Origin of the sequence: Peribacillus muralis, from assembly GCF_001439925.1 — a bacterium.
GTDB lineage: Bacteria > Bacillota > Bacilli > Bacillales > DSM-1321 > Peribacillus > Peribacillus muralis.
Genome location: NZ_LMBV01000008.1, coordinates 1 through 24,432, shown reverse-complemented (window position 1 = coordinate 24,432; position 24,432 = coordinate 1). Strand labels below are relative to the sequence as shown.

Annotated in this window: 18 protein-coding genes and 4 pseudogenes; 7 read left to right on the top strand and 15 right to left on the bottom strand. The window is 36.6% G+C overall.

Going from position 1 to position 24,432, the window contains the following annotated elements; all coding sequences use genetic code 11:
• Positions 1-110: 110 nt before the first annotated feature.
• Both ASU00_RS12085 and ASU00_RS12080 read right to left on the bottom strand, forming a co-directional pair.
• Positions 111-431, bottom strand: coding sequence for a hypothetical protein (locus ASU00_RS12085; protein WP_057913725.1), 321 nt, complete (start codon positions 429-431; stop codon positions 111-113).
• Positions 432-558: 127 nt separating this feature from the next.
• Positions 559-1,776 carry an MFS transporter gene (locus tag ASU00_RS12080; protein WP_057913724.1) on the bottom strand — a complete coding sequence of 406 codons (1,218 nt, stop codon included), beginning with the start codon at positions 1,774-1,776 and terminating at the stop codon, positions 559-561.
• A 75-nt stretch (positions 1,777-1,851) separates the two neighbouring features.
• Between ASU00_RS12080 and ASU00_RS26205 the strand changes: the two genes are divergently transcribed.
• A complete protein-coding gene (locus ASU00_RS26205; RefSeq protein WP_236712712.1) occupies positions 1,852-2,040 on the top strand; it encodes a hypothetical protein in 189 nt (62 codons plus the stop codon).
• 83 nt (positions 2,041-2,123) lie between these two features.
• Entirely contained in the window at positions 2,124-2,378 is a 255-nt protein-coding gene (locus ASU00_RS26200) for a hypothetical protein (RefSeq protein ID WP_236712711.1), read from the top strand.
• Between the two features lie 197 nt (positions 2,379-2,575).
• Here ASU00_RS26200 and ASU00_RS12070 read toward each other — a convergent pair whose 3' ends face one another.
• The 7 genes from ASU00_RS12070 to ASU00_RS12040 all read right to left on the bottom strand — a co-directional run bounded on the left by ASU00_RS12070 (position 2,576) and on the right by ASU00_RS12040 (position 7,951).
• On the bottom strand, positions 2,576-3,079 hold the full coding sequence (locus tag ASU00_RS12070) for a GNAT family N-acetyltransferase (protein ID WP_057913723.1): 504 nt from the start codon (positions 3,077-3,079) through the stop codon (positions 2,576-2,578).
• Between the two features lie 178 nt (positions 3,080-3,257).
• Positions 3,258-3,998: a class I SAM-dependent methyltransferase gene (locus tag ASU00_RS12065; RefSeq protein WP_057913722.1), complete on the bottom strand. Its 741-nt coding sequence runs from the start codon at positions 3,996-3,998 to the stop codon at positions 3,258-3,260.
• A gap of 330 nt (positions 3,999-4,328) precedes the next feature.
• Positions 4,329-4,787 (bottom strand): GNAT family N-acetyltransferase, encoded by a 459-nt coding sequence (locus ASU00_RS12060; RefSeq protein ID WP_057913721.1) that lies wholly within the window; start codon positions 4,785-4,787, stop codon positions 4,329-4,331.
• Between the two features lie 148 nt (positions 4,788-4,935).
• Positions 4,936-6,414 carry a UDP-N-acetylmuramoyl-L-alanyl-D-glutamate--2,6-diaminopimelate ligase gene (locus tag ASU00_RS12055; RefSeq protein WP_057913720.1) on the bottom strand — a complete coding sequence of 493 codons (1,479 nt, stop codon included), beginning with the start codon at positions 6,412-6,414 and terminating at the stop codon, positions 4,936-4,938.
• A gap of 183 nt (positions 6,415-6,597) precedes the next feature.
• On the bottom strand, positions 6,598-6,915 hold the full coding sequence (locus ASU00_RS12050; RefSeq protein ID WP_057913719.1) for a type II toxin-antitoxin system RelE family toxin: 318 nt from the start codon (positions 6,913-6,915) through the stop codon (positions 6,598-6,600).
• Positions 6,915-7,277, bottom strand: a complete 363-nt coding sequence (locus ASU00_RS12045; protein ID WP_057913718.1) for a hypothetical protein — start codon at positions 7,275-7,277, stop codon at positions 6,915-6,917. The genes ASU00_RS12050 and ASU00_RS12045 overlap by 1 nt, the downstream gene beginning before the upstream one ends.
• 158 nt (positions 7,278-7,435) lie before the next feature.
• Positions 7,436-7,951: an AAA family ATPase gene (locus tag ASU00_RS12040; RefSeq protein WP_057913717.1), complete on the bottom strand. Its 516-nt coding sequence runs from the start codon at positions 7,949-7,951 to the stop codon at positions 7,436-7,438.
• 171 nt (positions 7,952-8,122) lie between these two features.
• Between ASU00_RS12040 and ASU00_RS12035 the strand changes: the two are divergent.
• A pseudogene (locus tag ASU00_RS12035) lies at positions 8,123-8,467 on the top strand (ester cyclase); the annotation flags it as partial.
• A gap of 336 nt (positions 8,468-8,803) precedes the next feature.
• Here ASU00_RS12035 and ASU00_RS26800 read toward each other — a convergent pair.
• Complete coding sequence (locus tag ASU00_RS26800; RefSeq protein ID WP_057913715.1) at positions 8,804-12,901, bottom strand: S8 family serine peptidase; 4,098 nt, start codon at positions 12,899-12,901, stop codon at positions 8,804-8,806.
• A 761-nt stretch (positions 12,902-13,662) separates the two neighbouring features.
• A pseudogene (locus tag ASU00_RS24515) lies at positions 13,663-13,797 on the bottom strand (IS6 family transposase); the annotation flags it as partial.
• A 136-nt stretch (positions 13,798-13,933) separates the two neighbouring features.
• Between ASU00_RS24515 and ASU00_RS26930 the strand changes: the two are divergent.
• A pseudogene (locus ASU00_RS26930) lies at positions 13,934-14,177 on the top strand (DDE-type integrase/transposase/recombinase); the annotation flags it as partial.
• Positions 14,178-14,254: 77 nt separating this feature from the next.
• On the opposite strand, the gene ASU00_RS12020 reads toward ASU00_RS26930, so the two are convergent.
• A complete protein-coding gene (locus ASU00_RS12020) occupies positions 14,255-14,761 on the bottom strand; it encodes a protease inhibitor I9 family protein (RefSeq protein ID WP_082630273.1) in 507 nt (168 codons plus the stop codon).
• A gap of 622 nt (positions 14,762-15,383) precedes the next feature.
• Here ASU00_RS12020 and ASU00_RS12015 point away from each other — a divergent pair.
• Together ASU00_RS12015 and ASU00_RS26175 are read left to right on the top strand one after the other, a co-directional pair.
• On the top strand, positions 15,384-19,604 hold the full coding sequence (locus ASU00_RS12015; protein WP_057913714.1) for a S8 family serine peptidase: 4,221 nt from the start codon (positions 15,384-15,386) through the stop codon (positions 19,602-19,604).
• Between the two features lie 556 nt (positions 19,605-20,160).
• Positions 20,161-20,305 (top strand): annotated as a pseudogene (locus tag ASU00_RS26175) (recombinase family protein); the annotation flags it as partial.
• Between the two features lie 56 nt (positions 20,306-20,361).
• Here ASU00_RS26175 and ASU00_RS24500 read toward each other — a convergent pair.
• From ASU00_RS24500 to ASU00_RS11995, 3 genes are all read right to left on the bottom strand, one after another.
• A protein-coding gene (locus tag ASU00_RS24500; protein ID WP_413783525.1) for an IS3 family transposase occupies positions 20,362-21,698 on the bottom strand; the annotation gives its coding sequence in 2 pieces (ribosomal slippage) (positions 20,362-21,314 and positions 21,314-21,698; 1,338 coding nt in all).
• A gap of 185 nt (positions 21,699-21,883) precedes the next feature.
• Entirely contained in the window at positions 21,884-22,630 is a 747-nt protein-coding gene (locus tag ASU00_RS12000; RefSeq protein WP_057913711.1) for a class I SAM-dependent methyltransferase, read from the bottom strand.
• A gap of 461 nt (positions 22,631-23,091) precedes the next feature.
• On the bottom strand, positions 23,092-23,721 hold the full coding sequence (locus ASU00_RS11995) for a DUF1349 domain-containing protein (RefSeq protein WP_057913710.1): 630 nt from the start codon (positions 23,719-23,721) through the stop codon (positions 23,092-23,094).
• A gap of 296 nt (positions 23,722-24,017) precedes the next feature.
• Here ASU00_RS11995 and ASU00_RS11990 point away from each other — a divergent pair.
• Positions 24,018-24,432, top strand: a 415-nt coding sequence (locus ASU00_RS11990) for an IS110 family transposase (protein WP_152983746.1), incomplete at its 3' end; no start/stop codon positions are given.

The following is a 24,432-nucleotide window of genomic DNA, read 5'->3' as shown; positions in this document are numbered from 1 at the left end:
TTAATTTGGCTTTTAATAGTGGTGGCTATTCAAGAAATTAACAATTTGAATGAAACGGTGATACAAACTGGGTGGCAAGAAAAACACCCCCAAATTTGGAGGTGTTCGTATTAAGCAAGTATTTTATCCAGCACATCATAAAACCTCATAGCACCTACAAACAAAGATATCGTACATAAAACAGATATATTTCCAGTAAGCGCCACTAACTTCATATTTCCTTTTTCTCCTAGGATCGCTAGGATTATTCCTAGAATGGGGAATAACATCGCAATCCAAGCTAACAATGGACCTAAAACACTGCCATTTTCATATCCATGGCTAGTCTCGTTAGCACTGACATATATCCCGACGACTATTAAACCGATGAATGCCAAAATACAAAGAATTAAGCAGATAAAAGATAATTGAGTGTATTTCCTTCGTTCCATGAAGTCACTCCTTTGTTATTATCAATTTCCTAATTTTAACATAAATGAATGGTAATTGTAACTGTTCCATAGGAAGACACTACATGTATAAAATTCTCCTGCCCTGATATTTTAAAAAAGGACTGTATTATTTCCTAATACTGATGGATGATTGATCGATGATTTTAAAGTAAGGGAGTATGATTCCTAGTAAAGATGCCGTACAAATCATCGATCCTATTAAAAAGTATAGCGGTCGGATTCCCCAGATTTCACTCAGATAGCTACCAGCGAGGACACCTAACGGCATAACACCTCTGATCATAAAAAGTCTGACGGAAGCTACTTTACCCATTAATTCATTTGGCACAGTTTGCTGAAAAATAGTTATATTATAGACACCAAAAAACGCCATGGCTATTCCGGCAATTACCTCAGTAATGAGGGCAAAAACGATACTATGGGTAAAACCTAACGAAATAAATGTTAAGCCTCCTATCACTAATGCTCCCAGCATTGAAACTCTACTGCTTCTATTATTCATTTTCGCCACAAGCATCGAACCAATTACATAACCTAATGGGAAACTCGCCATAAAATATCCATACTCTGCATAGCTCCCCGATAATTCTTTTGTTATGTAAGGAAGATTGACAACCATGGTGACCCCTACACCAAATTGAACAAAGCACAAAAAGACTCCTAACCAAACAATAACCGGTTGTTTAAAGAAATAAGATATCCCTTCCATAAATTGTTCCATCCAAGACCTTCGTACATGTTGAAAACTTCTTGTCTCCTGAATAAAAAGCAAAAGTGTCCCACTGATGATAAGGAATCCACAAACAAAAATAAGTGTCGGGATAACACCTGCATACTCTATAACGACTCCACCTAAAAATGGTGCAGAGAATGTCATTAGCCTTACTGTGCCATCAATATAGGCATTAGCAGCTCTTAATTGCTCTTTAGGAATAATAGTCGGTGTAATTGCTTGATTAGCAGGTGTATAAATAGGAGTTATTAAGCCTACTATTATTTGAACGACGAAAATATGCCAAGGTTCAAGGTTTCCAACTACTATTGAAACAAGCGGTATTAAGAAAATCAGCCCCCTTGTCCATTGAGAAACGACCATTAACCACTTTCGACTCCATTTATCAATAAATGGACCAATGAATAATTGGAGAATAAGAGATGGCAAAAAATACAACAGCCACATACTCCCCAATGCCATCGTCGAATGTGTAAGTTTATATATCAGAATTGAGTTACAAAAAGTACCGAAAGCCCCTCCTAATTCAGAGATAACATTACCTATCCATACAATAAGAAACTGACGATTCTTCAATAAATTGTCACTCATTCATCAGCACCCCCTTCAAAACATATTCCATTCCTTTTTGGGCAAAGTAACGGTAACTAAAACTAGGAGGCTGTCATGGTTAAGAAAACGGTGCTTGCTAAATTTACATTTCTCCTTTTGAACATAGTCACACCAACTCTAGAGGCCAATGCTTTAACCTTTGATGAATTGCCAACCAAACAAACTTCAAAACAGTGGTCGGTTCAAGTAGGCGAAGCTGAAAAAGGGAAAGGATTAGCAAAGCCGGAAAAGGGAAAGGATTAGCAAAGCCGGAAAAGGGAAAATTTCATACTTACTCTTTAGAGGTTGATAACATTGGTAAGGATGTATTATCTGCTGAAATTCATATGTTTAGAAATGAACCTAATTCTACGACGAAGTTTGCACTTTTTGGTTGCGCTGATGAAAAGGAATGCAATAAAGAACACTTTGAAAGAGCAATTTCTTTAGCAAAGCAAATGAATGATGGATATCCATATAAATTCAGCAATTTCCTTATGGCTGAAAAAGCAACCGAGTTGGAAGTTGAAATCGTTTGGACTCAAAAGGGCAGTGAAGGCGGACCTTTAAAAGAAACATTTACATTCACTGCTGATCGTTAACTATAAATAAGAAGTTAGCTGAATTTTATAGCTTGTATCACAGATTACTGAGTAATATTTGATACAACAATACTAAACAATAAAAGTTTCTATTCATTTCCCTATTTCCCCTTATGGTTGTATACACCTTTCGCGCAAGTAACCTGCCCAGATTGCTACATAAAAAAAGCCGTCTCAAAGACCCGTTAGCTCACTAATCAGATAGTTAGCACCATCAAATCCTCATCAAAATAGTGACCGTTATATTTTAAAGCATTTCGTTCTGTACCATAAACCACAAATCCCAAAGACTTATATAGCTTCTTTGCGAAGTCATTTTCAGATACAACCGTTAAATTTATTTGTTCCAACCCATCACAATTCTTCGCCCTACTTATAAGTTCCTTCATCAATGATTTTCCTAAACCGTGACCTCGATTGCCTGGAGCTATGTACATTCCAAACACATTCCCTTTATGTCTGGTTTTCAGATTGTTTTCACGTATAAAAGCAACAATCCCAACTAAAGATTTTCTATCATCAAAAGCACCTAAAATGTACTTGTCTCTTGTTGGTGTTATTCGCTCCTTTACCGTTTCTAATGAAAATTCCACCTCTCTCTCATGTGTTGAACCAAATGCTTCCGGGTTAATTTTCAATGCATTCAATCGCACTTCCTGGTATAAATGGGCATCGGACTCTTTTAAAATACGAATATTCATTAGGTACTCCCTCCGTTTATTTTGTAAACTTTTTCTATACGATTAAGTTTGTATAAAGCATTCTATTTGTCGTTCCTAATATCCTTCTTGAGCTTTGGGGAAGACTTCATCATCTTATAAGTGAAATGATGTTTTCAATTTAGTTCCATAAAAAAGGCTGCCGCAGCAACCCCCAACATTACCAAACCTTCTTTGCCCTAATGATCATGAAAGACGGTCTTCTCATCTCATTGATGATTTTTGGTAAGCTTTTCACTGCTTTACTATCGGGTATAGGCTCAATTACTTGCTCAACCTGAAAGCCATTCAGGATTAGTTCATTTATTAGCGTTGAAAAGGTACGGTGATATTTAACAATTCCATCTATATACCAATGCTGTTGCCTTTCACCTTCTTCCTGATAATGATCAACTGCAAAATGTGATCTGTTGTTTTCTTTATCAACTGTCCAATTATCCATATTTCTTCTAGCTGTTACAATCGGATGCTCAATGGAGAAAACAAAAACCCCCATCTTTTTTAAACAACCGTTAATTTTTTTTATCGCCACATCATAGTCCTTAATATAATGTAAAGCTAGTGAACTAACGACAACATCGAATTCATGTTGTCTTAACTGAAAATCTTCTAATGCCATATTTACATAATGAATTCGCTCATGTGAATTTCTTTGTCGGGCAGCTTCAATCATATTCCTAGAAATGTCTAACCCTACGACCTCGCGAGCCTGTTCCTTAACACAATACTTTGCGAAGCCCCCCATCCCGCAGCCTACATCCAATACCTTTTTATTCTTTAATTCAGGCAGCAACCCTCTTAAGGTAGGTTGCTCTAGTAAATCATTGTAATTGAATTCAGACTCACGTAGGGTTCGGTAACTCTGGAAAAATTCCGGATGATCATAAATGTTTTGTTTCATGCTCAGAATCGCCTCTTTCTTGAGATAATTTTTCATTGACACTATCATAATTTTTCCATATTCAGCAAATAATAAATAGACTTATATTTTTATTTTTGGTAATATTTAGATTGAGGCATGCCTATCAGTGCAAAAAGAAAAGAAGCTGCCTAAGCCACTCCCTCCGTAGTAGATTATAATTCATACTTCTTCTTTTATACCGACGTTCTCCCTCTTTGTTATCCTATGTATCTATTTCGTTTCAAGTTCTTTGGGGTTTTCGACCTACATAAAGCTGGCAAAGTAACTATCTAATTGCAGTCAAGTACTTGTTGGATCAATAAGTGTTTCTTACATGCATTTTTCATATTTAAATAACAATAGCTTTTCAGATAGCTGAACCTCTCCTATTTTTTCGTAGCCAAATTTCTCATAAAAATACTGATTTCTTTTGTTTAAATATGGCGTATATAAACGCCAAACTTTTATTAAGGCAAATTCAGCTTCAATTAATTTCATTATTTTTGTGCCAAGACCTTTATTTTGATATTCGTTCGCTATGAATAATTTGTCTAATAATATCATATTGTCTTTTTTACGGAGATCTATTGCACCGATAATGTTGTTATTTGACAAGATTGTGTAATGAATAGCGTTTTCTATGTTTTCCACTAATTTCTCTGGTGTCTCATTTACAGGAGTTGTATCGTGATCTTCGTATAACTTATAGTCTTCTGCAAAAGCTTTTTTCTGAATCGTCAACAACATATCCACTTCAGTTAAACTTGTTCTTTTGATGGTAATATCCATCTGTGGTGCACACCCCTTATTTAAATTTCTTTGTTATTACTTATTCTATCTATATTGTGAATTTTCCTTGTTCATCTAGCACCCTCTGGTTTTTAACTGCAAAAAAGACGATGCCTCGTTAAAGACATCGTCAAGCCTGCATGCACCACTACTTCTCGGATATTGCCTTTCTCGCAATTTCTTTATCATCAAAATGAATGGTTTTATTTTTAAATGTTTGAGAGGTTTCATGACCTTTACCCGCTATGATAACAACATCACCTGAAGTAGCTTCTTTAATAGCTTTATAAATAGCTTCTTCTCGATCAGCTAGTAATTCATATTTTAATGAATTGGACTTTTTCATTCCCTTTTCTATGTCATTAATGATTGTAATTGGGTCTTCAGATCGTGGATTGTCAGAAGTAACAAAAACAAGATTACTGTATCTGCTAGCGATTTCTCCCATAATTGGGCGTTTTCCTTTATCTCTATCGCCACCACACCCAAAAACCGTAATTACCTTTCCTTTTGTGAACGCTTTAATTGATTTTAATACATTTTCTAAAGCATCTGGAGTATGAGCGTAGTCAACTAAAACAAGAAAATCTTGTCCTTTATCCACAATTTCCATCCTGCCCCTTATACTTGATAACTGGGAAAGACTACTTCTAATATTCTCAAGGGGTATTTCTTCAATTAACGCTGCGGTTATACTAGCCAATGCATTATAAATATTAAAACTGCCTACTAATGGCAGGTGTATGTCAATTTCACCTTTAAAAGTAATAAGTAAAAACCCAATTCCCTGCGCTGTCATGGTGATGTTTTTGGCAGTAACATCTGCATCATTATTGATTCCGTAAGTAATAACTTCCGCAGTTGATAATTTACGAAAATATTCAAAGCTTGGGTCATCTGCATTTAAGACAGCATATTTTTCATCATTAGATTTACATGTATTGCCGAGTCTAGAGAATAAAAGCCCTTTTGTATTCCTATATTGTTCCATTGATCCATGATAATCCATATGGTCTTGAGTAAGATTGGTAAATATGGCTGTTCTGAAGTTACATCCCATTACACGCTTCATGTCTAAACCTTGAGAAGTAACTTCCATAACACAATATTCCGTATTGTACTCCTTCATTTTCCGAAGATTTCTTTGTAAAGTTGGGGGTTCCTGTGTATTTATATCTGTGGGATACATATTTCCGTTCATTTTAACGCCGTTATTACCCATCAGACCCGTTTTAAGTCCGTAATCAGTAAAAATTTTCTCAATGATATAAGAGGTAGTGGTTTTACCGTTCGTACCTGTTATTCCAATAAGCTTCATTTCATGTGAGGGATGATGATAAAAATTCGAAGCAATAACTGCCATTGCTCGTCTGGCATCTTTAACAAATATCTTTGGTACATCAATATCCACATCACGCTCGACTAACAAAGCTACTGCACCATTCCTAATGGCATCCTTTGCATAATCGTGTCTATCCTCAAGAAATCCATTAACTGCTGGTACACAAATAAACAAATTCCCCTTCTCCACTTTCCTTGAATCCATTTGTAATCCTGTAATTTCTACATCCATAATCCCTTCTATTTCTTTGATTGTAAAAAGGTCAGCTATCTCTTTTAGCTTCAAATTAGAACCCCTCTCAATTAATTTTATGTATGTATTATATTGGCAATTTATTCTTATATTCTACATTCTTATTCTACTAACCTTCCATTAAACTTTATTAACTCCAAAACAGCCGGTTTTCATGAAAGTAAATATTTGAATAATGAAGTAGGTTTTTAAACAGTAAAAAACACTTAAAATATATTATTTAAGTGTTTTTTCTAACCTTTTTAAAGCTTCTTTAAAAACTACATCTTCCCTAGAACCAATTGAAATAATTTCAACTATCTCAACCTGTCCATTTACGATTCTAAATATAATTCTAATTCCATCTTTACGAAACTTAATTTCTTTACACCCTAAAAGTTCTCTTTCTAACGGTTTTCCTATTTCATCTGCTCGATAACTTAGTTTGGAAAGTGCAATATCAACTAATTTCTTAACTGAACCATCTAACCTTTTATATTCTTTGACTGCTTTCTTATCTATAAACTCAATCTTATATTTGGAATTATTCTTCATTATTCAAATAAATCCTCGTCAGGAATTACATCTGGATCAATCTTCTTAAATTCCTCAAATCCATCTTTTCCAAGTACATCTTCGATACTATATTTCACACCATTTTTATCAGCAATTTTTATTCGATCAGCAATTCGTCTTTCGTATTCTAAATTTCTTAGATAGTTAAGCTCCATAAACATTTTTTCATATTCTTCGTAATTTAAAACTACAGAGTCGATTTCATTGTGATCTGATATAAATTGCGGTTCAAGTTTCGCATTTTTCCTAACTTCTGCAAATCTTTTACTGGCTGCCGTTGCTGGTACAATTTGTTTTTTATCAAAACGTGGGCGTTCTAATGTCATTGCATCCACTTCCATTCTTATTTCCTCCCTTCATTATATGTAATTCTTATTAAAACCATACCATAATTTACATTATACTACGTATTAAAATACGAAATATAATACATATAATAATTCGGATTATTAATCAATGTACAATACGCAGGTGAAAGTGTACATTGATAAGCCTCATGTTAGTTAAAGTAATCTTTAATTTCGTTCTTATTTGTCACAACTACTATCTTATTATCGTATTTCCCAAATTTTTTATAGAAATTCGGTTTCCCTACTTCTTCAAAGTATCTGTTCCACTTAAACATTTTAAAAAATATTTCAAATGTGGGTGTATAATGTGACCGTTCTACTCCTATCTTTTGCAAGAAAAACCTTTTGATAATTCGGTATGTTCTCACCGAATAATTTGTATCTAAGAAAAGAATCAATTCCGCATATCGGAAACCATCAGAAACCCATTCTTCGTTATGAATCCCCTCGACAATCCATGTTGGAGAATGAATAATTGAATTAAAATATTCCTCTCTTTCTTCTTCCGTTCTTCTAATATCTCCAGATTCATACCTTTTCCACATAACATTATCCAGTTCATAAAACGGGATATTCAACTTAGACGATAACTCTCTTGCTAAGGTTGTTTTTCCACTCCCAACTGAACCGATAATATGTATTTTATTTGGAATGTTTTCTTTCAATAAGACCACCACCATCATTAGCGTTATTTATACTCAATTTATTCTATTTATCTACTGCAATGTCCTATTCAACTTTCTGGTTGCATAAATAAGAGCTACCTTAAAGGCAGCTCTAATCTTAAGCAAAAACACTCGTTAGGTCATTAATAACCCCAGGAAAATGCAGTAGTTCACTATATTTGTAACAAAGAATTAGTAGGATATAAGCAAATTCACGGACAATTAAATAGTTTATTTTCTTCTGTTCCAAACGCAAAAGTCATGATAGAAAGAGTAACTTGCAACAATAAGGGTTCCGACAAAGATTGGAATGTTTCTGTCCGCTGGAGATTACAAGGTCTACATGAAGGAATCGGAATTTACGGACAACCAAGCGGAAAACCTATTGAAATATTCGGTATTAATCAGCTTAAAATTGTAAACGGTCAGCTACTAGAGGAATGGTTTACATATGATGGCTTAGAAGTATTAAAGCAAATTTATTTGGATTCAGATGACGAAAATAATAACCAATAATAGAAAAAGATTAACAATGAAGCGAGAACATTTTCTTTCGTATGAAGTGATATATTTTCTACTAAAATGTCTTCTTCGGGAACACCATTTTCAATCGCCTTTTCTTTAAATAAATGTGCTTCTGATAATTAAGTGCCTTCCCAGATATTTATAGTATTAGTATGTCCAAGATTTAGAGATTACTTTCCATCAGTTTAAGATTTTTGCACCAGAACAAGAAAAAGACCTATTAATTTTGGGACTATGATTGGCTGCGGTTTTGCTTTCATAAATATCAAAAGGACAGCCCGATTTCTGACTGCCCTTTCTTTACCCATATTGATTTAAGACTTTGATTTAAGGAATGATACCCAAATCCTTTTTAATCGTCTCAATTGTTTTGCCATTTGCTTCAGATTGAGGATCTGGTGTCTCCATAACAAAATCATTTTCTGTTAAATAATACTTTTCTAAAAGTTTAAAGTCATTTGCATCTGTTGTTCCATCGAAATTAATATCCGTATTCCGATAGTCTGTTCCCCAATTCATTTGGAGTAACATAGCATCTTGGATATCAATTGCATGATCCTTGTTAATATCGCCTGGTTTTGAAACAGCCGTTCGATAATTAATATACTCTCCTATATTGATGCCACTCTCATTCCGTCCTGCATATAGGGGTGTATACGTCGTATAGTGTCCTGGCACATCAATAATCACGGTATATTCCTTTACGGCTAAAGGGAGTTGTCCCATGTCAATTATACCGTCTTTTCCAATTGATGCAGGATAAACCTTTCCATTCAAACCTTCTAATTGAACCGTTGCCCCCACTGTCGTGTAATCAATGCTCTTATCCAAACGGCCCTCTTCTGTCAATAACCCCTCTGCCCCTAAATAGCCTGCATTGACTTTTGAGAAAGCTGGATAAATTGGGTGAATACCCAGTTTCACTGGAATCCTGGTGCCATTATTCACTTGAATTGTAGTGTAACTAAACAATGGTGAATACACATTCCTAAACTCATCTTTATTTGTATTGACTGTCATTTTAAATAAAGCAGTATTTCCAGTTACTCCTTCATCCGGAATCTTAATATCAAGGACCGTCTTTGTTGTTCCTGGTGTAGTGGTAGTTTCCACTAATTCTGACCCTTCCGGCAGGCCTGCAGCTAATTGGAACGTAATCGGCTCATCCAAGACCTTATTATGATAATCAAAATTCATGGATAGATTTTGGGCATTTTTCAAATTATGGGCATAAAACGTATAAGTAATTTCTTCTCCCATCTTGTACGATTCTTTATCTGGCTTCGCAAACACATATTGCTGTCCCTGTTTGACATAATAGATAACTTTTGGAACAGCGGTATTTCCCGCAAAATCGGCTCCAAGAAATTGCAATCCCATAAGAGTAGATCCACTGACATTTAGTTCTTTTGAAAAACGGCCATTTTCGTCGACATCAATACTTTCGGAAGCTCCATTTGTCCCGTACCAAAGCTTGTTGCTTGCTTGAGAGAGAGGTAAATTGGCCTCTTTCGCTTCATTCATTTCATGATCAAGTATTGTTCCAGATAGCGTAACTGTATTTTGCCCTTCAGGCAATTCAACAATTGGTAAATTCCCTGATGGTATGGCGTTCGTTTCATCAAAATGAACAGCTGGTGCTTGATTATCAAGACTGATGCCCGACGTTTTGACATATTGTTTTCCGTCTTTCGCCGTTCCAATCATTTTCATTTCATAAATCCCTTCTTCTGCCCTCACTTTTGTATAGCTGATCGGCTTCTTATCATTACCTGTAAATGGATAATAATAGCCTGCAAATCCATCATCAAGCCAATAATCATAATCAATGGCTGCTCCCGTTACATCAACCCCCATGATCCACCCTAATTCTTCTTTCGTCTCTGGATCCACCAATACCCAATCAAGTTTTTCCATAGGAGAATTTAATTTGAAATCGAGATCTGTCGCTTTTCTGCTGTAAGGGTTAATTACACGATTTGTCGAGATACTTGGTGTATGAACCTTAAAGTATCCAATTCCTTCCTCCACTACTTTCGCTCCAAATGGAATGCGGTAGCTATCTTCTGGATCCTTTTGATTTTCAAAACTGATATATCCTTCATACGTACCTTTTTGGGCAGACTTCGGAATTGTAAGGAATGCATTAAAGCGTTCTTCTTTTTTCTTTTTTACTTTAATGGAGTCCGGTACATTTACTTTTACACCATTTTTCTCTGCATCTAACGAACTTGACGCCTTTGCTCCAACATTATACTCTACGGAAATATCATATTTTTTATTTTCTTTACTATTATTAATGATAGATAGTTTCGTTGTTTTCGAAACATTTTCATCATCCATCGGGATGAAACCGTAGCTTTGGCCACCGGTTTGTTCCGGTATGATTCTTTCCTCTCCATTTTCAATATATGGCGTCTCATCGAGAATGGAAATAATGGTGTCAGCATGAATGGCTTGCATCGGATCGACCCTGCCAGCTCCTACTTCATAAACACTATATTGATTGATCAATGGATCCGCTGTATTCATCAGCACGGATTTAATATCGCTTGGTGTATAATCGGGATGTTCTTGTAGCAGCAATGCAGCAATACCTGCTACATGCGGCGAAGCCATCGAAGTACCTGACAATCGTTGGTATGCATGTGAATAGTCTGATTGATCTTCTTTATTTTGGATATAAGAAGGTACCGTTGAGAGAATATTCACTCCTGGTGCTGTCACCTCTGGCTTGATATCATACAATATTCCTGATGGTCCTTTTGAACTGAATGAAGCAAGCTCATCACCTTTGATTTCTCCTTGTGCCGCTTCACCAAACGTGATAGAAGGAGTATCTGAATTAAAAAGTGATTTAGCAGCTAATCCTTCTTTATTCGTTAATGAAAAGGTTGGGATATTGTCATTGCTTTCACCCAAGTAGTGAGGAATATGTCCTTCTTCTGCGTTGTTATTAAAAATAATGACTCCTGCTGCACCATTTTGTTTTGCATATTTCATCTTATCAATAAGAGTATAGGATCCACGAGCCACAAAGGCTATTTTTCCATTAACATCTTTATTCTTGTAATCCTCCGGACCTCCTTCACCTGCTTCAACCAACTCAAACGACTGCCCTTTCAGATTACTGAAATCATCTGTCCATTTTTTGGTCATTAACTGCAAGTTTCCATTGAGTTCTTGCCCTTCAACTGAAATCCGGCTGTCATAAGTCGTTACAAATGATGAGGCAGAACTTGCACCAACCGTTAATGCTAATGCGGCAGCTCCTGGAGAACCAAGTGTACTATTTCCCAAATCTCCCGTGTTTCCCGCTGCAACGACAGCCGTAACACCGCTTAATACAGCATTATCAACCGCTAAACTTGAAGCATCCAGCGGATTGTTCGTTGAAGCTCCTAAAGAGATATTTATAACATCCATTCCATCGGCAACGGCACGGTCAATACCAGCAATGATTGCACTATTGTATCCACTCCCGTATTCCCCCAATACACGATAGGCATACAAATCCGCCTCAGGTGCCACTCCAATTACTTTATAATCAGAATCATTTGCCGCTCTGCCTACAATGGTTCCTGATACATGTGAACCATGCTCTGTATAATAAGTACTGCCTTGATTGGTTTCAGGATAATTGGGTGCTGCTTTCCAATCATCATAGGTTGTTTCCATTGGATCGTCGTCATTGTCTACGAAATCATATCCGCCTTTATAGGCAGCTTTTAAATCCGGATGGCTATAATCCACACCTGTATCTATAACGCCGACTTTAATCCCTTTTCCTGTAAAGCCTTCTTCATGCAGTTTATCGATGTTTAAGAAAGGAATGCTGTCTACTTTTGTAGCGGCCCCTTCTTCCTCATTGGTTTTAGGCAGGGCAAGCTTTACTTCTAATTCACTATAAACTGCCTTAACAATTTCAGATTCTAGAAGATTCTGAAGTTCATTGGCCGGCAATGTTACAGCAGCTCCATTAAAAGCATATTCATAAGTATGTTTAATCTCATACTTCGCTTTTCCCGATTTAGTCTTTTTCCCTATTTTGTTTTGCAGGTCTTCCTTAAACTTTTTGTGAGACTCCTCTACCTTTTTCTTAGCCGTTTCAAGAGAAATGTCTTCTCCCTTTAAAGATTTTTGAACTTTTTCTACCTTTGCAGGAAGCTGTTTAAATTCAACAATAACCGATACTTCATCTGCGCTCTCCAAATTAATGTCCCTTGATAACTGAAGTCCCTGCAAAGACCGGTTTGCTTCTAATTTTTGCAAAGCTTCACGTTGTTCTTTCGATAAACTAGCTAAAATGTTCATTGCATTTGATTGAGTTTCTGCATGTCCAATAGATCCATAGCTTATAGGTGCGACGGCTCCTATAAGCAGCCCAAAACTTAGTGCGACTTTTGAAAATTTACTTATTCCCATTGATTCAACCCCTCTACATTTCTAATTATATTTTCGGACAGTTATCTTTGCGAATCTTGATTCCTTCTTCGGTTTGGCCTTCTGCATGTAATGTATCACCACCTAGAAATGTCAGCCTTCCTTTTCTTTATTATAGGAGGAAGAATCATCCTGCTGAGCAGGAGGCTCAACATAAACCTTTTCACTGGTCCATAAGGCTTTTATCGTATTGGATTGAAGCTATGCTTTGACTTTGTTAGCAGGCAGTTCAATTGTGAGACCATTAAATGTATTTTTTTACATTTTTTACTTCAAAGATAACTTTCTATAAATCTTAAAAGCGAAGAGAGTACTTCCGGCATTGTAGAATTAAGGACAGGCCTGCAAAAACCATTCTATAAATGACTTGCAAATCTGTTTTGAATGCCTCATCCTTATTCTGCTTTTTGTTTCGCAACGTTTAGTGACAACTTTTTCTCTACTTTACGTCAATGTTTTTAAGCCTCTCGTGATTCTGTAATTCATACCTCCCTTCCCATCATTTCTTTATCTCAATTCATCTCTCATTATATTTAGATTTGCCGGGATTTTATTTTTTAAAAATTCTATCAATTCAAAAAATATGGTTATGGTGCAAGAATTTAAAGACAATTCCAACTAATCTCTATATCTCTTTTGTTGACTTTGCTACAATATCATACCCTTCAATTACTGCTCCTGCTTTATTAGGGGCAATAAGATGACACCGTCCCCCCTGACCCGAACGCATAACCGTTGAGAGGCATCGATAAGCCGCGTTCTTCCATCATCTCCACTAAATCACGAAAGCTCAAGTTGTACCGGGAGAACCAGAACACTGTTAACGAATTCATGTCAGGCTGATAATGTTTCCACTTGAATAATTTTTGATTTTCCATACTATCACGCACCTTTTTTAGATTAATAGTATCAGTATGTCCAGGATTTAATGATTAATCGAAAAATAGCGAATGAACAAACAATCCAAGCTCTGAAACCCGTTTTTAAAACAAAAAAAGATGAAGAAATCTTCCGATCAAGGAGACCAATGAATCGTGGAGAGCAGATGAAACATACATAAAAGTAAAAGGACAATGGATGTATTTGTATCGTGCAGGTCCGTTCTATGTTGGGATTGAAATCGTTTCGAACGGTCACCTATATTTTGAGTGGTATCGAAGCTATGCCTATGGTTAAAAAAGATCAACCTCATCAACGGGAAAAGTCTGCCCGAAACGAGGTTGAATTCATTCATAAGTTGTTCGGAGTAGCTGCTTAATCTCAAAGTTAACAGGATATTACCACTCTATAGTTCTAGTACATTATTTTCGCACCAGAACCAAATATTTCAACCATTTACATTTGCTCAAACGGCAGTATCGGTGGATCAATTTGAATTTCTTTATTGGAATGTATCGTAGATATTTCCGAAGATTCTAACAGTCTTTTGATTTTGTAAGCCGGCAGTTCCATGGTAACCCCATTGTAGACAGTCTTATACGTTCCGGTAATTGAATAAGGAACTTTTTCTAATAATACTTGAATCTCCTTTTGAAATCGCATATGACTTTCTTCCACATCTTTCATGGCTTTTTCTAACGCTAGTGTCTGTCCTTTTGCCTTTGCTTCCAACACTGCTATTCTGGCTGGCTTAGTTCTAAATTGGATAATAATAGAACCTCTCTTTTCGCTCGTTAAATCGATCTTCGGATCAACATATATAGGTGTTTTCACCGTTTCGATTACCTCCTTTTCATTTCCCGTTTTTGAATCCATTTTTTCTCCATCCAAAATCTTAGATTGACAGCCAAAACAAATTACAACACTTACTCCAATAATAACTCCTTTATAAAATTTCTTCATAGAGGCAGCTTCTCCTTTATCATGAAAATTTAATGAGTTCCTCTTTCTATTTACTACATTTATTGTTCTTTCTATGTAACTCCAATTGTACCAGTTTCAAAAAATAGATCTCCAATTACTTCCTTATATTCGGGAAATATCATACACTCTGGTCTTTTTTTTATGTCAACATATACTACGTAATATTTCTTCATTACTAAATAACTTCCTTAACAGGTACGAAGTAAACTTCGAAAGAATGCATATTATCTCTATTTGCATAAGCTCTGCTTATGTATAAATAAGTTAAATTAAGTAGTATTTTCAAATTCACTAAAATTCTTTTACCACTACAGTTTAATATTCTAGAAGATTATGATTCAGTGCAAAAGGTGATCAAGCTCTCTGATTGAATTTTAAAAAAATTTAAGTTTGATAGATTTTTCGGAAAATAAAAATGCATCAATCCCTGATACAATGAAACTATTAACAGAAAGGGAAACAGCGTAGATTTTGATAGGGAAGGAAATTTTACTTTTATTTAAAGTCAAGATTTCTCCTTTTCTATACACAACATATCTAGCAAACTAGGTGACTTGCAACTACTAATGGCTGCTTGTTCATACAACTAAGGGGGATTCGTATGCAGAAGAAGATATTGAAAGGAATTCTTGCAGGTACATTGATAACCAGTGTATTGGCATCAGGCTCTGTACCGTATAACGTATTGGCGCAATCAAATCAAGTCCAGTCAATGGATGATGCCAAACAAGTGTTAATGAAATTGACAGATGCACAGCGAAAAGCGCTTCAGCAACTTGAAGCAAAACCAGGATTTGTGGTTGCACCAAATATTGATACAAAAAGTCCGGAGCTAGTAAACGTCATTGTCGAATTCAATCAAGCACCGGCGAAAGTCGAAGTTATGAAACAAGCCGCGAAAGGATTGCGCATGACTTCGAAAACGGCAGCTGTCAAGGTCGAACAAGCTCATAGTGAGTTTAAACAAAGAATTCAAACTTTAAAGACACAAAAGAATGCTAGTGAACAATTGAATGAGTCAAAGATTACGAGAGAATACCGCTCTGCTATCACGGGCGTGGCAATTACAATTCCTGGAACGGCAATTGAAGATTTAGTCGCATCCGGCGTTGTCAAACGTGTATGGAAAGACGACGTGATCCAGGTTGATCTTCCGGCGTACAAAAAAGCCGCATCAGAGTCCAAAATGATGGACAGCATTCCGCAAATCGGAGTGGACAAGCTACATGCTGAAAAATTGACTGGAAAAGGCATTAAAGTCGGTGTGCTAGATACTGGTATTGACTATAATCACCCTGATTTGAAATATGCGTATCAGGGATTCCGATCGTCTTTCGGGGACTCGAAAGGAGTGGAGCCTGAAACGGTAAAAGGATGGGACTTCATCGATAACGATGCAGATCCGATGGAAACATCATACAAGGACTGGCAGGCATCCAATCAGCCTGAAAACAGCTCTGATGGAAGTTCCTATTACACAAGTCATGGAACACATGTATCTGGTACGATCGCTGGAGAACAGAAGAACAATGTGGACTATGCGGTAAAAGGAGTAGCTCCTGATGTAGATTTATACGGCTATCGTGTGCTTGGTCCTTACGGTTCTGGAACATCATCCAGTGTTCTAAGCGGTATCGATAAAGCAGTTGCAGACGGCATGGATGTGATTAACCTGTCTCTCGGCGCGTCTACGAATGACCCATTATATCCGACATCTGTTGCGATAAACAATGCAATGCTGTCTGGTGTAGTAAGTGTAGTTGCGGCAGGAAACAACGGTCCAAACGAAAAAACGCTCGGTTCTCCTGGAACGGCTGCACTTGGTATTTCAGTTGGCGCAAGTGATTTTGCGATGAACATTTCAATGTTTACCTCGATGACAGCAGGTGATCAAACATTTGAGAACGTCAAGTTGTTTGGTAAAGACTTTACAGATAACCTAGAAGCGCTGCAAAACCAATCTCTTCCTGTTGAGTTTGCAGGTCTTGGAAAAGGAGAAGACTTCACTGGTAAAGATTTAACTGGCAAAATTGCCTTGATTGAACGCGGGGAAATCGCATTTGTTGATAAAATCAAACACGCAGCACAGGCAGGTGCTAAAGCCGTTATTGTTTACAACAATATCGAAGGAGAAATCACGTCATATCTAGGCGAAGCGAATGGGCTCATTCCATCCTTCCGCTTACCAAAAGCAGACGGAGAACGTTTAAAAGCATTAGGTGATAATACATCTCTTACATTTGGAGATTTGGCAAACCTGCAAACAGAGGGTGACTCCTTGGCAAGCTTTAGTTCCCGCGGCCCTGTAGGCACCAGTTACGACATTAAACCGGATGTAGTCGCGCCTGGTGTAGCGATTTTCTCTACGATTCCAGAGTATATGAACAGTCCGCAAGATGGAGTAGATTACACGAAAGCCTATGCACGTCAACAAGGAACGTCCATGGCGACGCCTCACGTGGCAGGGGTGGCGGCACTAATTCTACAATCTCACCCTGGCTATTCTCCATTTGATGTGAAAGCAGCCTTGATGAATACGGCAGTAGACTTAAAAGGTGATAACTCTGTGTATGAACAAGGTGCAGGGCGTATCGATGCTTACGAAGCTGTTCACACAGATATTTCTATCAAAGTGATGGATACGTCAGAAAGCATTGAAAACAATCAAAGCATAGAGATTCCGAATGAAACAGCTTCTATTTCTTTCGGCAGCCATTACAAACCGGTGAGCGTACCAGTGGAAGACAGCCGCAATATGGTCATCAAAAACCGTGGCGAAGAAGATAAAACTTTTAATGTAGATGTGGAGTATCATGGAGAACGTACAGGCATCGAAGATGCAGCAGCTAACGGCATAAAGCTGGACGTACCAAGCAGCATCACGGTTGCTAGCGGCAAATCGACAAGCATCCAGCCGAAAATCACTATCCCTCAAAGTGCGGCAGAAGGCCGTTATGAAGGATACATTCATGTCACAAATACAAGCAACCCAAGTGAAACATATCAAATTCCGTTTGCGGTCCGTATCACTGAACGAGGTATCGAGTCTTTCCAAACAGACAGAAAAGCTATGTCAAATAATACACCAATGTGGCAGTATTGGACTCCACGCGTTGATGCTACTTTCCAACTAAAAAGTCCTATGAAAACAGTGGATGTCATCTTAAAGGACAATAAAACTGGAAATGTAGTTGGATTTGTACAATCATTCAATGTAGAGACGGCGAAACCTGATCAGCTATACAGGGTTCTAGGTGCCTTTACAGGACAAGTCCGTCTGTTTACAGGCGACCCTGCTCACCCAATCTCAGATAAATGGATTGAGGTCCCAGAGGGAGATTATACGCTTGAAATGATCGGGCAAGATGCAGAAGGGAAATCGTACACAGCTGGTTCTATTATGCTTGTAGACAACACAAAACCAGAAGTAAACTTTGACAACAAACCTGGCGTATACGAAATCAATGATTCCATGTACACAGAAGAATTCGGCAAGAAAGCGTTCTGGACACACGGCAAAGTATCAGATGATTCCATTCACGTATTACAATCAAAAGGATTGCAGTATGATCAATCTGCTAACAAAATGTACAGTGCCATAAATACAAATGGACTTCCGTACTATGGAAGTATTTGGCCGCCTGTAGCAGCAAACGGTGATGTGGAATTTGGTATTCAACCAACTGATATTGCAAATGGGCCATTGTATGTATTTTTTGCCGCTTCTGACATTGCAACGAATGTAGAATACCAAAAGTATATTTACATGAAAGAAGGAAAAGAGTACCTTACTTCCAGTTACAACAAGCAAGAAGTGAAGTTAGGCGATACGGTCACGATGACACTCAGTCTCAACAACGTGAAGGAACTTGTATCGGGAACATATGGTGTACAATATAATTCATCATTATTCACATTCAAAAATGTGAAAATAAATAAAGCATTGGAAAAATATGTAAATAAAAATGGATTAGATGCAGTACTGAATGATCCAGTTTTCAAAGGGTCTGGTGCTACTTCCACTGTTACAGTGAATGCTTCGTTAAACGGGGGCGAATTTGCGGGTCTGAACGAAGATATGCCATTCTTAGATGTAACGTTTAAGGTAACGGGAGATGAATGGTATTATGGAAATGCCGACTTTAAAGTGGCTACATCCACTTATACAAAAGCAGGAGAATCAAAGGCGACATCTCTTCCATATTACAGCATATCCAGCTTCGACTTTATATCTAAGCATACAAAAATAGAAGGAACGATTATACCAGAAGCATTCTCAAAAACGAGTTCAATGGGTGGTATGGTATTAACATTCCCGCGTGATTACACTAAAATCGGTGCACAGGTATACGCGTTATCTCCGAGCGGAAAGAAATATAAAGGGACAATCGACAACCGAGGAAAATTCACGATTTTGGGCGTACCTGCTTCTGACAAGAAATATACTGTCGTGGTAGATGTACCGGGTCATCTGAAAACGTATGACCAAGTCATTCCTGGTGTGCCACTTAAAGGTTCTTATTATGGTCAATATATTGGAATGGGTGTTATGAACCTTGGCCTTGCCGGCGATGTGAACGGAGATGAAGTAATTGACATTACAGACATCCAAAGTACAGTCGACGTGTACGGTACAGCAGATTCCGCTATCTTGCCGCAAGATCTTAACCAAGACGGCGTTGTAAATGAAACGGACGTTCGTTTTATTGAGAAAAACTTCATGGCAAAAGGCCCAGGAGCGAAAAAAGAACCAAAAGCAACAGTTGGTAAAAAAGGATTAGAATACTTCTTAAACTTGATCGGTCTGGAACCAAAAAATTAATAAAAAAGGGTAAGTAGTTCAGTTTTTGTGGAGAAACAATAGAAACAGCCTACAAATTTCAAGAAAATGGAATTGAAACGACCGAAGCCAGGCAGATGCCTGGCTATTTTTTAATGGATGAATAAGGTACTAAAAATCAAATTGATGCAATTTTTCGGAAATAATATGGTTCTGGTAATTCAGCGTCAGGAGAAGAAAAAATTTGTGCTGATTTGACTTCAGGTTTCTGACTATATTTCTGATCCAACCATGTAAAGTATTCGTACTTACTCCTGTTTGGGGTTCAGCCGAGATACATGTAATTTTGGGTCATAGCTTGTATTTTATTTCCAAACACACAAAAGGTAGCTTATTATATTGCCAAAAACCATTATTTTGTAACGATGATTTTTAACTTTACTAGACTTTAATATTATTACTAAGATTTCAGATTACCAAATACCTTTACAAAAAACTATCCCAAGTTAAATGAACGTATCACATTTTATTAGGAGAAATATTTATTGGTTATGCACGTGTCTCTACAGTTGACTAAAACTTGGACCGCCAACTAAGTATGCTTACTGACTATGGTTATGAAAAAATTGTTAAAGAAAAGTTTACTGGAACAACAAAGGATAGAAAAGCTTCATCAACTATTTGAAGTAATTAGAAAAGGAGACACAGTTGTTGTAGTAAGCATATCTCGCTTAGGACGTAAAAAAGGTCAACCAGTAAAATAAACTGTACCCTATGTAAAGGACATTTTAAAAAAAGGTCATGCCACTTGGAGAAGGTGATTTCTGTATTGAATAGGAGTCATCTTCTTTAAGTTCCATTGATATCTGAAATTGTTATAGTACGTCATATAACTTCTTATTTCCTTTTTAAGTTCTTCTATAGTATTACAAGGTTTAATATAGGCTTCATCTTTGAAATGACCAAAGAAGGTCTCTAGTGGAGCGTTATCCCAACAGTTCCCTCTTCTTGACATGGATTGCCCAAGTCCTAGTTTTTTTACGTGTTTCTGAAAAGTGGGACTAGTATAGTGTACTCCTTGATCAGAATGTATAAAGGCCCCTTCGGCAAACTTTACTCGTTTATTCTTCGTTAAATTTACTAATGTATCTGTAGCTAAATCTAATGTCATTCGGCTAGACACATTATAGGCAAGTATTTCATTCGTTGAACTATCTTTAATCGTGGATAAATAAGCCTTTTGTCTATTGTCATAATATAAATATGTAATATCAGTAAGTAATACTTTTCCTGGAATTGCTTGTTTAAACTCTCGGTTTAATAAGTTCGGCAGAACGGTGTGTTCTTGAGTGGCTTTCAACATCTTCTGATAAGGGTTGGTTCTTCTAATAGGACAAACAATCTTGTATTTCCTCATAATCCTTCGGATTCGCTTCAAGTTATATGTAATTCGAAACTGTCCTTCTAACGTCATCTTAATCTGACGTGCACCTTTTTTGCGGCGTTTAAAATGAAAAGCATTTAAAATATTTTCTTTAAGTATCAAGTCTTTTTCTTCTCTTCGCTCTCTTCTTTCCTGAGCTTGTGAAGAAAAGTAGTTATAAAAACCAGAGCGAGAAACTCCCGCAATTTCGCATAAGAAACTCACCATATTTTTAAGTAGATACTTTTCTATTACTGAACGTATTAAAAGAAACCTCTGTTCAGCAGAGACTTTTACTCGTTTTTCTTCATCCCCCTTTCCATCATGTCTAACTTTTTTAGTAATTCATTCTCAGCTCTCAACAATTGATTTTGTGCTACTAATCTAGCATTCTTTTCTTCTAGAGAAAGCTCCTTCTGAGTTGGTCTCCCCGAATTATCACTACGCGTATCCCTAAGTCCCAAAACTCCTGATTTTTTATAAGCAGTACGCCACCTGGAGGCTGCCCTTTGTACTCTGACAATACCTATGACTTCAATATTAAAACCATTCTCCTCGAAAATCTGCCTTGGCAACTTACCATTTTCATTTTCAGCTATAAAAATCCTCTTAAATTCGTCTGTATATGTAACACCCTTTGAACTTATAGATTTAACATATGGATTATTAGATAGTATTTCTATTTCTTTCTCAGTAAAGAGTTTTTTTCGCATTTAATTGTTCTCCGATTCTCCCATTTTTTTCATTATACATAAAAGACCCTACATAGCAGACCTTTTTTTAGTGTCTACTCTATAGGGTACAGTTTAAAAACTGGCTAACCTTATAATACGAACGCACCCGTTAGTTCAGTAAAAAATCCTAAAAACTCTCACATAAAGGATTGATTATATCTCTGTTAGTTTGAAGCACTCTCTTTTTCTACTGAAATAATCAAGAACATAGGTCTTCGTTTCTCATCTTTCATCAGTGAATTGTTCTTCAACATTTCATCTGAAGGCATGGGTTCTTTAACGGCTTTTAATGCAAATCCAGCCCCAATTAAGTCATTTATATATGTTGAGATTACACGATGGTATTTAATTACATTTCCTGTTAAGAATGTAGTGTCTCGTACTCCCTCTGACTGATAATTATCTACTGGCCAATGCAGACGATTTCCTTGATTATCGAGATACCAATCTTGTTCATTTCGAGAAGTAAATATGGGATGTTCAACTGAAAAAATGAAAGTACCTCCTGGCTTTAGACATTCATGCACCTTTTTGCAAATAACTTCAAATGATTCAATGTAGTGGAAAGCCAACGAACTGATAACCACATCAAATTGTGAGTTGGGAAACTCGATGTCTTCAATTGGCATTTGTAAATATGAAATTGAAGGATCATCTGTTTGTTCACGAGCCTGTTGAATCATTTTTTCAGATATATCTATACCTACCACTGAACCTGCTTGTTGTTCACGAGCAAATCGACAATGCCAACCGAAACCGCATCCTAAATCAAGCATATTTTTATTTCGTAATTCTGGTATTAATGATTTGAATACATGCCATTCTCCCGCACCTTCAAGTCCTTTGATAGAACGTGGCATTTGTTTATATGCAGAAAAGAATTTCGAATCATCATATTTGTTTTGTTTCATCAGATATACATCTCCTATATTCTAAAATAACCTCGTAAAATTAAAAACACATCGATTTAGGCGTTCTTAATCATGGTTATAGCCATAAATCGCTAAGTCTCCTTTTACTTTACATGATCCGCGAATTATATAAAATGCAGCAGATAACTAAGAAACAAAATCGCCATATTAAAAATCGCAGGTTATTATTTCATCAATGCTTCATTTCTTTTTATTTAGAGCAAACAATTTTTTGGATTGATTCTATTCTATATGGAGAGGTTGGTATTCATCAGCTATTTGATTAATAGTCTGCCGTTTTTAGATACTCTTTACGATTTAAGTCACAGTACGAATACACTACGCTTATGAAATTAACCTGCCCCGTTAGTGCCATAAGAAAAGAACTGCCTTAAAGACAGCTCCGATCTACAGCTAAAGCACCCGTTAGTTCATTAAGACATTAAGGTAATCCTAAATTATTAATAAACTTTTGTATCATTATATATATTCTCAATTTTAATAAAGTCAAACTCTGCTTCGTAACCTTCTCCTTGTGGGCTGCAAGCATAGATGCCAACTTTAATATTATCTGTCTCTTTAACGAGGTGGGCCATTCTTATTTGTTTCCACTGAATACCATCTAATGAATATTCAACATAGTAATTGTTTTCTCTTCTGGTTATTCGATAAAAAATTGAATTCTGGTCTTCTGAAAATTCCTGACTAGACCAATCAGAATAACCTTGATTAGTTACAACAACACCTAATTTACTATTGCCATCAGGTATATATTCAACAGAAGTCTTTAACCAAGTATCACTTGAAAATCTCACCATTAAGCCAGCTTGGTCGTATCTATTCTTTGGTTTTGATTTTACTTTAGTAGTCAATCTAAAGTCTCTGTTTACTACATAGTACAAAAAGTGTCCATTATCAGCTTGAAAACCATAATGTGTTTTTTGCCAAAAATCTGTTTGCTTATCAGTTTTAATTATTAAGTTCGAGCTCTCGTAATTATGACTCCACTCGTTAGGCGGGGAAAACCATTTTAAATTTTCATCTATTTCGGTATTTTTGAACTCCTCTATCAGTATTATATTATCAGTCATTATCTTTGCTCCCTTACTGTTATTAAGAAAAAAGAGCCGCCTTATATACAGCTCTGATATCACCTATCGCACCCTTTAGTACATTAAGAAAAGGGTTACCGCAGCAGCCTTCCTAACGAAATTATTCACTTCATTATAACAATGATTTCCAAAATAAGTGTGGTTTCTTAATGAACTAAACTGCCCCTNCATTCCTGTAGATCGTTAAATATCAGGTTTGAAAAAAATAGAGCCCCTCAGTAAGATACGAGTATAGAGACCAATCTAACTCAAAATCTTAAGGAGGAAGCCCTACTATGAATTTTAAAATGCAAAACAAACAAAATCAACTAATTGAGAGAATTACGGATCAACATCTAGTTGTTGGTGTGGATATTGCCCAACACGTACACGTGGCCCGTGCTGTAAACTTTCGGGGCATTGTGGTCGGGAAACCCTTGTCTTTTGAAAATAACGAAGAGGGTTTTACTCGATTACTAAACTGGATCCAGGAATTGAAACAAATGAAAAACCTAGACACAACAATAGTCGGAATGGAACCTACCGGACACTATTGGATAAACCTTTCAAAGTGGCTAGTCAAACAAAACATGGATGTCGTCACCGTCAATCCTCACCATGTCAAAAGAAACAAAGAAAATCGTGATAATACGCAATCCAAAAGTGATAAAAAAGATGCCCTTGTCATCGCTGATATGGTGAAGAATGGCT